General features: G+C 72.1%; 13 protein-coding genes and 1 pseudogene. All 14 read left to right on the top strand.

The genetic code is table 11. The features are described 5' to 3' along the window. Positions 1-30 precede the first annotated feature (30 nt). Positions 31-492: pseudogene (locus NITAL_RS29220) on the top strand (OB-fold nucleic acid binding domain-containing protein); the annotation flags it as partial. A 76-nt stretch (positions 493-568) separates the two neighbouring features. Then, entirely contained in the window at positions 569-1,870 is a 1,302-nt protein-coding gene (gene aspS / locus NITAL_RS16550) for an aspartate--tRNA ligase (protein WP_281175544.1), read from the top strand. 112 nt (positions 1,871-1,982) lie between these two features. Beyond that, entirely contained in the window at positions 1,983-3,485 is a 1,503-nt protein-coding gene (locus NITAL_RS16555) for a replication-associated recombination protein A (RefSeq protein WP_083441669.1), read from the top strand. After that, positions 3,482-3,841, top strand: a complete 360-nt coding sequence (locus tag NITAL_RS16560; protein WP_083441670.1) for a DUF948 domain-containing protein — start codon at positions 3,482-3,484, stop codon at positions 3,839-3,841. The genes NITAL_RS16555 and NITAL_RS16560 overlap by 4 nt, the downstream gene beginning before the upstream one ends. Further along, a complete protein-coding gene (locus NITAL_RS16565) occupies positions 3,838-4,107 on the top strand; it encodes a hypothetical protein (protein ID WP_052667324.1) in 270 nt (89 codons plus the stop codon). The genes NITAL_RS16560 and NITAL_RS16565 overlap by 4 nt, the downstream gene beginning before the upstream one ends. 35 nt (positions 4,108-4,142) lie before the next feature. Further along, the gene (alaS, locus tag NITAL_RS16570) at positions 4,143-6,821 is read left to right on the top strand and encodes an alanine--tRNA ligase (RefSeq protein ID WP_052667325.1); all 2,679 of its coding nucleotides are present in this window, start codon (positions 4,143-4,145) and stop codon (positions 6,819-6,821) included. Continuing rightward, positions 6,818-7,366 carry a Holliday junction resolvase RuvX gene (gene ruvX / locus NITAL_RS16575; protein ID WP_052667326.1) on the top strand — a complete coding sequence of 183 codons (549 nt, stop codon included), beginning with the start codon at positions 6,818-6,820 and terminating at the stop codon, positions 7,364-7,366. The genes alaS and ruvX overlap by 4 nt, the downstream gene beginning before the upstream one ends. Before the next feature lie 54 nt (positions 7,367-7,420). Then, positions 7,421-8,548 (top strand): endolytic transglycosylase MltG, encoded by a 1,128-nt coding sequence (mltG, locus tag NITAL_RS16580; RefSeq protein ID WP_052667327.1) that lies wholly within the window; start codon positions 7,421-7,423, stop codon positions 8,546-8,548. Between the two features lie 12 nt (positions 8,549-8,560). Continuing rightward, on the top strand, positions 8,561-9,436 hold the full coding sequence (locus NITAL_RS16585; RefSeq protein ID WP_052667328.1) for a shikimate dehydrogenase family protein: 876 nt from the start codon (positions 8,561-8,563) through the stop codon (positions 9,434-9,436). Positions 9,437-10,096: 660 nt separating this feature from the next. Further along, the gene (locus tag NITAL_RS28600; protein WP_083441672.1) at positions 10,097-10,711 is read left to right on the top strand and encodes a roadblock/LC7 domain-containing protein; all 615 of its coding nucleotides are present in this window, start codon (positions 10,097-10,099) and stop codon (positions 10,709-10,711) included. A 12-nt stretch (positions 10,712-10,723) separates the two neighbouring features. Then, positions 10,724-11,833 carry a DUF4388 domain-containing protein gene (locus tag NITAL_RS16595; protein ID WP_052667329.1) on the top strand — a complete coding sequence of 370 codons (1,110 nt, stop codon included), beginning with the start codon at positions 10,724-10,726 and terminating at the stop codon, positions 11,831-11,833. Continuing rightward, entirely contained in the window at positions 11,830-12,441 is a 612-nt protein-coding gene (locus NITAL_RS16600; protein ID WP_052667330.1) for a GTP-binding protein, read from the top strand. The genes NITAL_RS16595 and NITAL_RS16600 overlap by 4 nt, the downstream gene beginning before the upstream one ends. Continuing rightward, positions 12,438-14,105 (top strand): GspE/PulE family protein, encoded by a 1,668-nt coding sequence (locus NITAL_RS16605; protein ID WP_052667331.1) that lies wholly within the window; start codon positions 12,438-12,440, stop codon positions 14,103-14,105. The genes NITAL_RS16600 and NITAL_RS16605 overlap by 4 nt, the downstream gene beginning before the upstream one ends. 45 nt (positions 14,106-14,150) lie before the next feature. Continuing rightward, positions 14,151-15,842, top strand: coding sequence for a PilT/PilU family type 4a pilus ATPase (locus NITAL_RS29225; protein ID WP_083441673.1), 1,692 nt, complete (start codon positions 14,151-14,153; stop codon positions 15,840-15,842). Positions 15,843-15,890: the final 48 nt, after the last annotated feature.

A 15,890-nucleotide genomic window follows, 5' to 3' on the forward strand; every position in this document is an offset into this window, starting at 1 on the left:
TGAACCGTGAGCATCTCCCCCCACGGCGCCATGCGCACCGCCGCCGCCGGCGACCTGCGCGCCGAGCACGCCGGCCAGACCGTCACGGTCGCGGGCTGGGTCGACAACCGTCGCGACCACGGCGGGGTCGCCTTCCTCGACCTGCGTGACCGCGCCGGGATCCTCCAGGTGGTCGCGGACCCGACCGCTTCGGACGCGCTGGAGGCCGCCCACCGCGTGCGGTCCGAGTGGGTGCTGCGAGTGACCGGCGAGGTCCGGATGCGCCCCGAGGGGATGCGCAACGACAAGCTCGGCACCGGTGACGTCGAGCTCGCCGCCAGCTCCGTCGAGGTGCTGTCGGTCGCCGACACCCCGCCGTTCCCGGTCGAGGACGGCATCGACGTGTCCGAGGAGCTGCGGCTCGTCCACCGCTACCTGGACCTGCGTCGGCCCCGGATGGCGCGCAACCTCCAGGTGCGGGCCCAGGCGACCTCGATCATCCGGCGGGTCATGGAGCGCAACGGCTTCCTGGACGTCGAGACCCCCCAGCTCACCCGCCCGACCCCGGAGGGCGCCCCGCGACTTCCTCGTGCCCTCGCGGCTGCAGCCGGGGGAAACCTACGCGCTGCCGCAGTCCCCGCAGCTGTTCAAGCAGCTGCTGATGGTCGCCGGCGTCGAGCGCTACTACCAGATCGCGCGCTGCTTCCGCGACGAGAACCTCCGCGCCGACCGCCAGCCGGAGTTCACCCAGCTCGACCTCGAGCTGTCCTTCGGGGACGAGGAGGACATCTACGCCGTCATGGAGGAGATGTTCGTCGAGCTCTGGGACGAGGTCCTCGGTGTCCAGCTGCCGACCCCCTTCCCACGCATCACTTTCGAGGAGTCGATGCGTCGCTTCGGGTCCGACAAGCCGGACCTGCGCTTCGCGATGGAGCTCGCCGACCTCGGGGAGGTCTTCGCCGACACCGAGGTGGGCGTGTTCAAGGGTGTGCTCGGCGACGGTGGCTCGGTCATCGGCCTCGCCCTGCCGGGCGGCGGTGACCTGACCCGCAAGCAGTTCGACACCTGGACCGAGTGGGCCAAGCGCCGTGGGGCCAAGGGCCTCGCCTGGGGGGTCGTCGAGCGCAGCGACAGCGAGCACGCGGAAGGTGTGGAGGCGGGCGAGGGGGACGCGCCGACGCTGCGCAGCCCCCTGACCAAGTTCATGTCGGACGCCGAGGTCGCCGGGGTGCTGGCCGAGACCGGTGCCGCCGTCGGGGACGCGGTCTTCTTCGGTGCGGGCCCGACCCGGTTCGCCCGCCAGCTGATGGGGGCGCTGCGCAACACCCTGGCCGAGGACCGGGGCCTGATCCCGGCCGACCGCTGGGAGTTCGTGTGGGTCGTGGAACCGCCGATGTTCGACCCGGCGGGGGAGTCCGACGACCCGACCGCAGCCAACAGCGCAGGTTGGGTGCCCAACCACCACCCGTTCACGGCGCCGGCCCCGCAGTTCATCGACGACTTCGAGCAGCGCCCGGGTGAGGTCACCACCCGCGCCTACGACATCGTCCTCAACGGCGTCGAGCTCGCCTCGGGCAGCGTCCGTATCCACGACGCCGACCTGCAGCGGCGGGTCTTCCGCTTCCTCGGCATCTCCGACGAGGACGCCGAGGAGAAGTTCGGCTTCCTCCTGCGCGGGTTCCGCTACGGCGTGCCGCCCCACTGCGGGATCGCCCCCGGGCTCGACCGGCTCGTGATGCTGCTGTGCGGCGAGGACACCATCCGCGAGGTCATCGCGTTCCCGAAGACCCAGTCCGGCGCGGACCCGATGACCGACGCCCCGGCGCCCCACGACGAAGCGGCCCTCCGCGACGTGGGCCTCCGCCTGCTGCCCAAGCCCGTCAAGGCCTGACCTCCCACCGCAGGCCCCCGCCCCGGCACGATCGCGTGCCGTCCCGACGGGTGTCCGAGCACCGGCCTCACCCGACCTGCTGTGGCGGTGCCGGCGGTACGGTCGCGGGTCGATGAGCGAGCAGCTGTTCGATGACGGCACCGACCCGGGGACCCCGGCCGTCGGTGGCACCACGGCGCACGGGGACCACGCCCGGCCGGCGCGGCCCGGGGCCGGGGTCCCGCTCGCGGCTCGGCTGCGCCCCCGGGACCTGTCGGAGTACGTGGGCCAGCTCGACGCGCTCGGGCCCGGCAAGCCGCTGCGTGCCATGCTCGACCGTGGGGACCTGCGCAGCCTGATCCTCTGGGGGCCGCCCGGGGTCGGCAAGACCTCGCTGGCGACCGTCATCGCCAGCCACGTCGATGCCGCCTTCCTCGAGCTGTCGGCCGTCACGGCGGGTGTCAAGGACGTGCGTCGGATCATCGACGAGGGACGCAGCCGCCTCGAGCTGCGTGACCGCCGCACCGTGCTGTTCGTCGACGAGATCCATCGGTTCAACAAGGGTCAGCAGGACGCCCTGCTCCCTGGCGTCGAGGCCGGCTGGGTCACCCTCATCGGTGCGACCACCGAGAACCCGTTCTTCGAGCTCAACGCGCCGCTGCTGTCGCGCTGTCAGCTGATCCGCCTGACCGCGCTGACCGACGACGACCTCCACGGCCTGCTCGAGCGCGCGTGCACCGACCCCGAGCGTGGCTTCGGGGGCCGTGTGCGCGTCGATCCCGACGCGGCCGAGCACCTCGTCCACCTCGCCGACGGGGACGCCCGGGCCGTGCTGACCGCCCTGGAGGTCGCGGCCGCCGCAGCGGGTGTCGACGCCGGAGCCACGGCCGTGCCGGTCGACCCGGGCGCCCCGCCGGTCGTGGTCACCCTCGACGACGTGGCCGACGCGGTGCAGCGCTTCCGGTACGACAAGGCGGCCGACGGGCACTACGACCAGGTCAGTGCGTTCATCAAGTCGATGCGTGGCTCCGACCCGGACGCGGCGGCCTACTGGCTGGTGCGGATGCTGGAGTCGGGGGAGGACCCCCGCTTCCTCGCGCGGCGGATGGTCATCTTCGCCTCCGAGGACGTCGGGCTCGCCGACCGCCAGGCCCTGCCGACCGCGGTGGCCGCCTTCGACGCCCTCGACAAGGTGGGCCTTCCCGAGGCGCGCTACGCGCTCGTGCACGCGGCCATCGCCCTCGCCGTGGCGCCCAAGTCCAACGCCGTGACCCGTGCCATCGGCGCCGCGTTGGAGTCCGTTCGCCGCCACGGCAACACCGACGTACCGGCCCACCTGAGGGACGGGCACAACCGGGGGGCGCGCAGCCTCGGGCACGGCGTCGGCTACGACTACCCTCACGACCACGCCAGCGGGTTCGCGCCGGCGCAGACCTACCTGCCCGATCGGCTGGTCGGCACGGTGCTGTACGAACCGTCCCGTCACGGTCACGAGGCGGCGGTCGCCGACCGACTCGCGGAGCTGCGCGACCAGGCCCGCGCGGCACGTCGCGCGACCGAGCAGCACCAGCCCGAGCCACCGCCCCGCACCACCCCGCCCAACGCTCCGTCCGCCGAGGAGACCCCCCAGCCGTGAACATCTCCGACTGGAGCATCGTCCTGGCCGCCGGCGCCTTCGCCGTGCTGATGCTGGCCCTGTGCGTGCTCGTCCTGCATACCGTGCGAGCCGTCGACGAGGTCATCGGTGCCGTGCGCACCGTCTCGGACGAGACCGTGCCGATCCTGCGCGGCGTCCACGAGACCGTGTCGGGCGTCAACGTCGAGCTCGCCCGGGTCGACACCATCGTGGCCGGTGTGCAGTCGATCACCGCGACCACCGACCAGCTCGTCGGGGTCGTCCACGCCACGGTCACCAACCCCATCATCAAGGGGGCGGCGGTCTCGGCCGGCGTCGCCCGGGCGGTGCGCACCTTCCGCGAGGACGGCTCGTGAGGTCGGTCTTCGCGCTCGCGCTCGGCCTCGGTGCCGGGGTCCTGGTCGGCGGCTACGTGATCCGGCGGGTCGACCGTGCCACCCGCGCCGCCCACCCCGTGGCGGTCGCCGACCGTGCCGGCCGAGCTGCGGGCAGCCTGACCGCCCGCCTCGCGACCGCAGCGGAGGCAGGCCGCGTCGCCGCTGCCGACCGCGAGGCGCAGCTGCGACGCGCGTACGACGTGCCACCACTGTCCGAGCTGCCGGCCCCGACCGCTCACCGCTAGCCGCAGCCCGGCACCCCCAGTACCGGAGCCCCCACGTGGACAGCCTCACCATCCGAGAGACGTTCCTGCGCTTCTACGAGGAGCGCGGCGCGCAGCGTTACAGCTCGGCGCCCCTGATCCCCAACGACCCCGGTCTGCTGCTGACCATCGCCGGGATGGTGCCGTTCAAGCCCTACTTCCTTGGTGATGCCACCCCGCCGAACCCGCGGGCGACCAGCTACCAGAAGTGCGTGCGGACCAACGACATCGAGAACGTCGGGCGCACCACCCGGCACCTGTCGAGCTTCGAGATGCTCGGCAACTTCTCGTTCGGTGACTACTTCAAGCGCGAAGCCATCCGCTGGTCCTACGAGCTGTCGGTCGAGCACTTCGGGCTCGATCCCGAACGCATCTGGGTGACCATCTTCGAGACCGACGACGAGTCCGAGCAGCTGTGGCTCGAGGAGACCGACATCCCGCTCGAGCGCATCCAGCGCGTCGGCGTGCCCGACGGCGCGTCCCGGCTGGACGCGTCGGACAACTTCTGGTCGACCGGGGCGGCGGGTCCGTGCGGTCCCTGCTCCGAGCTGAACTACGACCGCGGCCCCGAGTGGGGGCAGGAGGGCGGTCCCCTCGTCAACGGGGAGCGCTACCTCGAGTACTACAACCTGGTCTTCATGCAGCAGGAGCAGGACGGCGACGGCAAGGTGCTCGGTGATCTGCCGGCCAAGAGCGTCGACACCGGGCTCGGCCTGGAACGCATGGCGGTCCTCCTGCAGGACGTGCCGGACGTGTTCGCCACGGACCTGTTCACCCCGCTGATCGCCGCCGCCGAGGAACTCTCGGGGGTGCGGTACGGGGACGACGCCGAGCGGGACGTGTCCCTGCGCGTGGTCGCCGAGCACGTCCGCACGTCCGCGATGCTGATCGCCGACGGGGTCCTGCCGTCCAAGGAGGGCCGCGGCTACGTCCTGCGTCGGCTGCTGCGCCGGGCGGTCCGGCACGGGCAGCTGCTCGGGCTGGACCTGGCCGGTGGGACGCAGCTGCTGGTGCCGATGCTCGACGCCGTCCTGCAGACCAACCTCCAGATGTACCCCGAGCTCGCCAAGCAGCGCGAGCTGGTCACCCGCATCGCCGGCGCCGAGGAGCGCGACTTCGCTGCGCGTCTGCGGGCGGGCCTCGACCGGGTCGACCGCGCGCTCGAGGACGTCCGTGCCGGCGACGGTGCGACGTTCCCGGGGGACGTGACCTTCGAGCTGCACGACACGTTCGGCTTCCCCGTCGACCTCACCGCCGAGATCGCCGAGGAAGCGGGCCTCGTCCTCGACCGTGACCGCTTCGAGGCGCTCATGGACGAGCAGCGGCAACGGGCGCGCGCCGGTGCCAAGAAGGGCGGCGGTGGCGTCCCGGTCGAGGTGTACCGGCAGGCCGCCGACGAGGTCGGACCGACCGAGTTCCTCGGTTACGAGCAGCTCACCGCCGAGGGCACGATCGGCGCCCTGGTCGGTCCCGGCGGGGCGCTCGAGGGTGCCAGCGAGGGCGACAGCATCGAGGTGGTCCTCGGCCGCACCCCGTTCTACGCCGAGGGCGGCGGCCAGGTCGGCGACCACGGGGTCATCGAGACCGAGACCGGCCGGCTGCGCGTCGTCGACACCCAGCCGGCCATCGAGGGCCTGCAGACCCACCGCGTCGTGGTCGAGGCCGGCGAGGTCCGCCCGGGACAGGCGGCCCACCTCGTGGTCGACGGTGAGCGTCGGGTCGCCACCGCGCGCAGCCACTCGGCTACCCACATCCTCCACGCCACCATGAAGGAGGTCCTGGGCGATCACGCGCAACAGGCCGGATCGCTGGTCCAGCCGGGCCGCCTGCGCTTCGACTTCCCCCACTTCGAGCCGGTCTCGCTCGAACAGCTCGGCGAGATCGAGCGCACCATCAACGCACGCGTCCTGCGCGACCCGCACGTGACCACCGAGGTCATGTCGCTCGACGATGCACGTGCGGCGGGCGCGGTCGCCAACTTCGGCGACAAGTACGGCCAGGTCGTCCGGGTGGTCACGATCGGCGAGTTCAGCAAGGAGCTGTGCGGCGGCACCCACGTCCCGTCGGGGGCCACGGTCGGCAACATCTACCTGGTCCGTGAGGAGTCGATCGGCTCCAACACCCGCCGCATCGAGGCGCTGACCGGTGCCGACGCCTACCGGTACGCGCGCCACGAGATGCAGGTCGCCGAGGAGGTCGCCCGCCTCGTCGACACCCCGACGACCGAGGCGGTCGCGCGCGTCCAGGCGCTGCTCGAACGGCTCAAGGCCGTCGACAAGGAGCTCGCCAAGACGCGGCGGGCGTCGCTCTCGCAGGACGCCAAGCGACTGGCCGACGAGGCGACGCGCGAGGACGGCGTCGCGGTCGTGATCGCCCGTGTCGACGGCGTGGTCGGCGACGACCTGCGCACCCTGGCCTCCGAGGTCCGCGGTCACCTGGCCACGCAGGGGGTGGTGGTGCTCGGTGCCGCGACCGAGGACGGCAAGGCCCAGTTGATCTGCGCGTTGACCTCCGACCTCGCCGATGCCGGCGTCGAGGCGCGTCCGATCCTGCACCCGGCTGCGCAGGTCGTCGGTGGCGGCGCCGGTGGCCGCGGCGACCTGGCACAGGCCGGCGGGAAGAACGGGTCGGCGTTGGACGAGGCACTGAAGGTCGCATCGGCGGAGGCCCGTTCGGCCGTGCGAGGTGGCGCGTGAGCGGCCGGACGAGCTCCTCGAACCTCGGCGATCCGCTGCCGCTGACCGGTCGGCTGCTCGCCATCGACCTCGGTGAGGTCCGCGTCGGCCTGTCGGTGTCCGACCCGGGTCAGGTGTTGGCCTCCCCGGCCGAGACGCTGCAGGTGCCGCGCGACGCCGACGAACCCACCCTCGACGCCCTCGTCAACGCAGCGACCCGTCACGAGGCAGCCGGGCTGGTGGTCGGCCTGCCGCGCAAGCTCGACGGGCGTGAGGACGACGCGGCCCGACGCGCTCGATGGTTCGCCGAACAGCTGCGGGAACGCACGAGCCTGCCGGTGGCCCTCCAGGACGAACGGTTCACGACGGTCGAGGCCGAGCGCGTCATGCTCGACGCGGACGTGTCCCGGGCGGGGCGCAAGGCCAGCATCGACAAGGTGGCCGCGTCGGTGCTGCTGCAGGGCGTGCTCGAATCGCAGCGACGGCGCCGCGACGCCGCCAGGGACGCGGGGGGCGGAACGCACGCGACGGACGGATCGGACACGACGGGCGAGCCGGACGACTGAGTCAGCGGCGACGCGGCACGGGGGCCGGAACCACGGACGAGAGGGAGGCACGAGGTGGCACGACTGTCGCGGGGATCCCGCAACTTCCTGATCGCCCTGGTCGTCGGCATCGTCGCGGTCGTGGTCGCGGTGCTGCTGATCGGCGACCAGCTCAACCCGCTCGGGGACAACGGTGTCGAGCCCGGCCAGCCGGTCGAGCTCACCGTCGAACCCGGTCAGTCGGTGCGGGCGGTGGGGGAGCGGCTCGTGGAGCTCGGCGTGGTCAGTTCGGGGCTGCGTTTCCGGGTCGCCGCCGAGGACGCCGACCTCGCGTCGGTCCTGCAGCCGGGCACCTTCGCGCTCGAGACCGGGATGAGCAACGACGAGGCCATCGAGGTCCTGGCGGCGGGGCCCACCGAGGGGGTGGGCAACGACGTCCGGTTCACCGTCCAGGAGGGTCTGACCGTCGATCAGACGCTCGCCCGTCTCGCCGAGCAGTTCGACGACCACACCGTCGAGGACTTCCGGACCGTCCTCGACGAACGCACCGCTGCGGGGTCCAACACCGACGGGGTGCTCCAGCTGCCCGACTGGGTCCCCGAGCCCGCCGAGGTCGGCGACGAGGTCCTCGAGCCCTACGAGGGGCTGCTGTTCCCCCAGACCTACGACGTCCGCCGAGACGCGACGGCCCGCGACGTTCTCCAGCGCATGGTCGACGAGCTGGCCCGCGCCGCCGACGGGGTCGACGAGGCCGAGCGGGACGCCCTCGAGGCCCGCGGCCTGTCGCGCTACGAGGGGCTGATCCTCTCGAGCCTGATCGAGCGCGAGACCCGCGTCGACGACGAGCGCGAGACCGTGTCGGGGGTCATCGCCAACCGGCTCGAGGACGGGATGCGCCTGCAGATCGACGCGACCGTCCTCTACGCCCGCGGCGAACCGACCGACCGGGTGCTGATCGAGGACACCCAGATCGACAGTCCCTACAACACCTACCAGGTGGACGGGCTGCCCCCGACGCCCATCTCGGGGGTCGGCAACGCCTCGTTCCTGGCGGCGTACCGGCCAGGAGAGACCACGGCGCGCTACTACGTCCTGGCGCCCGAGTGCGACGGGACCCACCGGTTCGCCGACACCCTGGACGAGCACAACGAGAACGTCCGAGCGTTCCGGGCCACCGACGGCTGCGGTGTCGCGGCGGACTGAGACAGGACCCTGATGCGTCCGCGCCCCGGCGCGCCCTGGCCGACCGCCACCACCCGACCGGTGGTCCTCCTCGGCTGGCCCGCCCGCCACTCGCTGTCACCGGTGCTGCACAACGCGGCGTTCCGCGAGCAGGGCCTCGATCTGGTCTACCTGGCGCTCCCCGTCGTGGCCGACGACCTGCTCGGTGTGGTCGCCGCCCTCGGGGCGGTCGGGGCCGTCGGCGCCAACGTGACGGTGCCGCACAAGCTCGCGGTGCGGGCAGCCTGCGACGTGCTGACCGAGGAGGCCGAACTCATCGGTGCCGTCAACACCCTCGTGTGGGGCACCGACGGGCTCATCGGTGACAACACCGATGCGGTCGGGCTCGCGGACGCCGTCCTCGCCGACGGGGCCGCCGAGCGCGGCCAGCCGTGGACGGTCCTCGGCACGGGCGGCTCGGCACGGGCCGTGGCGGTCGCCGCAGGTCGCCTCGGGTGCCCGCTGACCGTCGTGGGGCGCCGCCACGACGCTGCCGAGGATCTGGCCGAGCTGGCTCGGAAGGCCGGCGCGCCGACCGCCAGCGCCGTGGACGTCGGCGACGAGGAGGCCACGGCCGCGGCCGTCGCCGGGGCTCGCACCGTGCTCAATGCCACCCCCCTCGGCATGGAGGGCGAGGTGTTGCCGGGATCGTTCCACACGCTGGTGCCGGGTCAGGACGCCTACGACCTCGTCTACGGCGCGCCGACACCGTTCCTGACCGCCGCCCACGACGCCGGGGCGGGGGCGCATCACGGGCTCGGGATGCTCGTGGGGCAGGCGGCAGCGTCCTACCGCCGCTGGACGGGACAGGACGCACCGGTGGCGGTGATGTCCGCGGCTGCGACCGCCGCCCTCATCCCGCACGCCTGACCCCGGCTGCTGCCGGACCTGACGGGGCGCTCCATCTGCGTCGTGATGTGCGTGGGTCACCGGCCAGCGAACCGCCAGCGCGTCGGGACGAACCCACCGTCGAGCGGGAACGCGAACGCGACCGTGGGATCGATGGCACCGGGTCGTGACCACGCACCGTCCATCGGCGGCGAGGTTCCGAGCCTTCCGCGACGCCGGCGACATGGCGACGTGGAGCCGTCCGTCGACCCACACCGCCAGGACCGGGGCGGCGTGGGGTCCACCGTCGCGCCGCGCGGTCGACAGGACGTACCCGTCGGCCTCCATCAGGCGGCGTTCCGCTTCCTGCCAGGGGGCGGGCAGCCCGCCGTCCGGCAGGTAAGGCTCCTCGGTGTGGGGGCTCGATCGGCGCACGGGTCCTCGACGGTGGGGGTCTGTCATATCCGACGTCGTGAGCCAGCCGAACTCATCGGTGACGGTCCGACGACACCGGACGGTGGCCGCCTGCGCGACGATGGCGGGCCACACGCGCCACACGTGCCCCAGGCGCCCTCTAGCCTGCCGGAGCGGCCACACCGCTCAAGTCGCACTCCCGTGCGGTCGACAGCTCGGGTGTGACCGCTCGGAGCGTCGTACGGTCGATGAGGGCGCGTCTGTCGCCTGCTGCCAGGAGGCCCCGCAGTGAACACCGGTTCCCGCGCTGACCGTCTCGCGGTCGCGCTCGATGAGTTCGTCCGCAGTTCACCCGACGTCGAGGCGGCCGCGGTCGTCTCGTTCGACGGTCTTCCGATGGCGTCGGCGCTGCCGGCCGAGCTCGAGGAGGACCGGGTCGGCGCGATGAGCGCCGCGCTGCTGTCCCTCGGCGAGCAGGCCGCCATGGGCCTCGGCCGCGGCCTGCTCAACCAGATCTTCGTCGAGGGCGAGCACGGCTTCGTCTTCCTGATGTCCGCCCGGGACCAGGCGGTGCTGACCGCCATCGCCGGACGCAGCGCCAAGATCGGGTTCATGCTGTTCGAGATGCGCCGGGCCGCCGACCGCATCGGACGCGCGCTGGAGACGAGCTCTCCCGGGATGGTCGCCCCCGAGGCTGCGGCCGTTTCCGACGTCCCGCCGCCCCCGGCGCCGGCTCCAGCAGCGCCCGATGACGACGCGGAGCGCGCGTCGACCCCCGAACCTGCACCCGCACCGGTCTTCGACCCCGAGCACGCGTCGGAGTTCGCCGGCCTGAACGAAGAGGTCCCCGCTCCCGAGGGTGCCCTCCACCACCTCCCGCCGCGGTCCGCCGCATCCGAGTGATCGAGCTGGTCCGTGCTCGAAGGTGACCTCACCGACTTCACGCTCCCGGACGTCCTCCGGCTGCTCGCCTTCACCTCGAAGACGGGCCGTCTGACGCTGGACGACGGCGCCAGCAGCGGCCGGGTCGAGCTGCTCGACGGTCGCGTCCGCGACGCGTCGGCCGATGCCAGTCGGCTGCCGCTGGCCCGACGGATCCTCGGCGCCGGGCTCGCGTCGGGACCCACCCTGATGGACGTTCTGGGCACCCGCGACGACCTGCCCACCGACCTGCAGCTCGCACGGTCGCTGGTCGAGGCCGAGCAGGCCGACGCCGGCACGATGGCCGAGCTGCTGCGCGAACAGACCGTCGACGCCGCGTTCGACCTGCTGCGGTGGCCGGCCGGGTCGTTCCGCTTCATCGCCGCGCCCGACGGCGCCGCCTCCGCCGGCGTCCTCGAGCTCGCCTTCCCGGTGGACGAGCTGCTCGACGAGGCGACCCGCCGGCTCGAGCAGTGGGACGCGCTCGTCGGTCGCACCGGCGCCCTCGACGCGGTGGTGACCATCGCACGTCCCGAACGCGGCCCCGGCGACCACGCCGAGGTGTCCCTGCTGCCCGACGGCTGGGGGCTGCTCGCCCTGGTCGACGGACGCCGCACCGTGGCCGACCTCGTCGTCGTGTCCGGTCAGGGCGAGTACCGCACCCGCCGGACCCTCGGTGGGCTGCTCGACGAGGGCGTGATCACGGTCGGCGCCGCCGAGGAAGCCGGTCCGCTCGAGCAGTTGCTCCGCGACCAGGCCCACCTCGCCGAGCGTGAGCGGGTCCTCGCAGGCCGTCGTCCACAGGAGGAGCAGCCCGTGACGCCCCCCGCAGCGCCCGATCCGGCGCCCTCCGCAGCCGATGCAGCGCCCGATCCGGCGCCGTCCGCAGCCGATGCGGCGCCCGATCCGGCGCCGGTCGCAGCCGACGCGGTCGCGACCGAGGACGCCTCCGACCGTCCCGTGGATGACGAGGCCTCTGACCGCCCTGCGGACGACGACGTACGTCCGTTGCGCACGACGGTCCGGAAGGACCGGTTGCGGACCGACCCGACGGTCGACGCGGACCTGGTCACCCGCCTGATCGAGGGTGTGGAGGGCCTGTGAGCGCTCGTCGCTCCCTCGAGCCCTCCCGTCGTCGGCGTGGCCGCACCCTGAAGGTGGTGGTCACCGGTCCGTACGACGCGGGCAAGACCACCTTCATCCGCACGATCTCGGAGATCACGGTCCTGTCGACCGAGCGTCCCGTGTCGGGCGACGCGGCCGCCACCACGACCGTCGCCATGGACTTCGGGCGCATCACGGTCGCCGCCGACCTCGCCCTCTACCTGTTCGGCACCCCTGGCCAGGAGCGTTTCGAGTTCATGTGGGACATCCTCGCCGAGGGGATGCTGGGGTTCGTGTTAATGGTGGACGCCTCCCGTGCCGATGCCTTGGACGAGGCGCGACGGATACAGGACACCTTCGCCGACCTCGCCGATGTCCCCCACGTGGTCGCGGTCAACAAGACCACCGGGGACGACGACGAGGCGATCGTGACCGTCCGGCAGCGTCTCGGGGTGCCGGACCTGGTCCCCGTGGTGGCCTGCGACGCGCGTGACCGTGACGACGTCAAGCGGGTGCTGGTCACCCTCCTGCGGCAGGTTCGGGATCACGTCCGGACCTCGGCAGCCGGTCCGGCAGATGACCGCCGGACCGGAGATGGATCACGATGAAGCAGCTCGGCCAGGTGCTGATCGACCAGGGGTTGATCACCCAGGAGCAGCTGCAGCTCGCGATGCAGGAGCAGCGGGACAGCGGCCGCTCGCTCGGCCGCATCCTGGTCAGCTCCGGGGCGATCGCCGAGCGTGACCTCGTCACGGCCCTGGCGGCCCAGGTCGGCATGGAGTTCGTCGACCTCAGCGAGGCCGACGTCGACCCGCGTGCGGTGACCCTCGTGGCGCCCGCTCTCGCCCGCCGCCACGCCCTGCTGCCGATCCGGTTCGAGGACGGCAAGCTCGTGGTGGCCATGAGCGACCCCTCCAACGTGGTCGCGATGGACGACATCCGCACCGTCACCAACATGGACATCAAGGTCGTCATCGCCACGCGCGAGAACGTCCTCGAGGCCATCGAGCGCTACTCGGCGATGGCCGACGACATCGAGGCGATGGCTGGTGACCTCGCGGGCGAGGAGGACGGCAACGAGGACCTCGCGTCGCTGACGGCGGTCACCGAGGAGGCGCCGATCGTCAAGTTCGTCAACCTGCTGATCTCGCAGGCCGTGGCGGACGGCGCATCGGACATCCACATCGAGCCGGGGGAGAAGGACCTGCGGGTCCGTTACCGCATCGACGGTGTGCTCCACGAGGTCATGCGCTCGCCGAAGACCATCCAGTCGGGGGTCATCAGCCGCCTGAAGATCATGGCCGAGGTCGACATCGCCGAACGGCGCATCCCGCAGGACGGCCGCATCGGGCTGCACGTCGGCGGCAAGGCCATCGACCTGCGCTTCTCGACGTTGCCGACCGTCTTCGGTGAGAAGGTCGTCATGCGCATCCTCGACAAGACGTCGGTGATGCTCACCCTCGACGACCTCGGGTTCCTCGACGCCAACGAGCGCCGGTTCCAGGAGTCCTACACCAAGCCGTACGGGATGATCCTGGTCACCGGCCCGACCGGGTCCGGCAAGTCGACGACCCTCTACGCGACCTTGAACGTCCTCAACCAGCCGGGCGTCAACTGCATCACCACCGAGGACCCGGTCGAGTACCAGCTGCCGGGGATCAGCCAGGTCCAGGTCAACAACAAGGTCGGGCTGACCTTCGCCGCCGCGCTCCGGTCGATCCTGCGCCAGGACCCCGACATCATCCTGGTCGGTGAGATGCGCGACCGCGAGACCGCCCAGATCGGCGTCGAGGCCGCGCTCACCGGCCACCTCGTGCTGTCGACCCTCCACACCAACGATGCGCCATCGGCCGTCACGCGCCTCACCGAGATGGGCATCGAGCCGTTCCTGGTCGGGTCCGCCGTCGACTGCGTGCTCGCCCAGCGGCTGGCCCGCCGGGTGTGCAGCAAGTGCGTCGAGATGGTCGTCCCGGACGCCGAGGTGCTCAAGGCCGCCGGGTTCGATGACGAGACCGTGGAGGCGAGGCCAGCGATCCCCCGGGCCGTCGGATGTTCGGCGTGCAGCAACACCGGGTACCGCGGACGGCTCGCGTTGCACGAGGTGATGACGGTCAGCGAGGAGATCGAGCGCATGGCGGTGGGGCGAGCGTCGTCCGAGGACATCGGACGCGTCGCGGTCGAGCAGGGGATGCGTCCCCTGCGCACCGACGGCCTGGCCAAGGTGCTGCTCGGTCGCACCACCATCGAGGAGATCGGCCGCGTGGTCGTCTGACCACCGGAAGCGTGCCGGCCAGCGCCGGCGGACAAGGGACGTATCGTGGCGGGACTCGGGGACATCCTCGTCGGGCAGGGGACCCTGCAGCCCGATCAGCTGCAGCACGCCCAGCAGCACGCCGGAGGCGGCAGCCTGGCCAAGGCCCTGATCGAGCTCGGGTACGCCACCGAGCCCGACCTGGTGCGCGCCTTCGCGACCAGCTTGAACATGCCCTACACCGACGTGGATGCGGCCAGCGTCGACCAGAACGCCGCAGCGCTGCTGCCGGCGGCTGACGCGACCGCCCTGACCGCGCTGCCCGTCGGGTTCGGCAGCGACAACACCCTCGTGGTGGCCGTCGCCGACCCCAACGACACCACCCTGGGCGCGAAGCTGACGGCGGCGATCGGGCTGCCGGTCACCCTCGCCCTGGCGCCCCGGCGGGCCCTCGTGACCGCCATCGAGCAGCACGCGGCCAACCAGGTGCCCGCCGCCGTCGGTGCTGCGCCGGCCGTCTCTCGGGCTCCGGCTCCGGCCGCGGCGCCGACCAACGGCAGCGCGCAACTGGCTGCCGTGCCGCCTCCGATCAGCGAGATGCAGGCGCAGGCCGTGGTCGAGACGCCCGCGCCGCCAGCCGTCGAGGCGCTGCTTGGCCACAACGAGCCTCGGCTGCGGTCCGAGGAGACCACCGAGATCGACCTGGACGACCTGCTGCGCATCCTGGTGGAGCGCGGCGGGTCCGACCTGCACCTGACCGCCGGCATCCCGCCGATGATCCGCATCAACGGTGACCTGACCCCGATCGAGGACCAGCCGGTCTGCAAGCCGGACGAGCTCCAGAAGCTGCTCTACTCGATCATGACCCAGAAGAACCGTGAGGTGTTCGAGAACGAGCTCGAGCTCGACATGTCGTACGCCATCCCGAACGTCGCCCGGTTCCGCGTCAACGTGTTCCAGCAGCGCGACGCGATGGCGTCGGTCATGCGTGTCATCCCGTTCGAGATCCTGCCGCTCGAGGAGCTCGGTGTGCCCGAGCAGGTGGCGAACTTCGCCTACCTGCCCCGCGGGTTCGTCCTGGTGACGGGCCCGACGGGGTCGGGGAAGTCGACGACCCTGGCGTCGCTGATCGACCTGGTCAACCGCAACAAGCCGTCGCACATCATGACGGTCGAGGATCCGATCGAGTTCCTGCACGAGCACAAGCGGTCGGTGGTCAACCAGCGTGAGGTCGGCACCGACACCCACGGGTTCGCCGCGGCGCTCAAGCACGTCCTGCGTCAGGACCCGGACGTGATCCTGGTCGGCGAGCTCCGCGACCTCGAGACCATCCAGATCGCACTGACCGCGGCCGAGACCGGCCACCTGGTGTTCGGCACGCTGCACACCCAGGACGCGCCGCAGTCGATCGACCGCATCATCGACGTGTTCCCGCCCCACCAGCAGGAGCAGATCCGCGTCATGCTGGCCGGTGCGCTGCGTGGCGTGGTCTGTCAGACGCTGCTGAAGACCTCCGACGGCAAGGGCCGCACGGTGGCCTGCGAGGTCATGGTCGCCACCTCCGGGGTGCGCAACCTCATCCGCGAGGGCAAGACCCACCAGATCTACTCGGCGATCCAGGCCGGCGCGTCCCACGGCATGGTCGCCATGGACCAGTCGCTGGCCACCCTCGTCAAGCAGAACAAGGTCACCTACGACACCGCCCTCGAGAAGTGCAACAACGTCGCGGAGTTCAACCGCCTCGCCGGCCGCGCTTGAGGCACCGCTGCCCGCCGGCGGATGTGCCGACGGGTCCGGCGCGGGATC

Origin of the sequence: Nitriliruptor alkaliphilus DSM 45188 (assembly GCF_000969705.1) — a bacterium.
Lineage (GTDB): Bacteria > Actinomycetota > Nitriliruptoria > Nitriliruptorales > Nitriliruptoraceae > Nitriliruptor > Nitriliruptor alkaliphilus.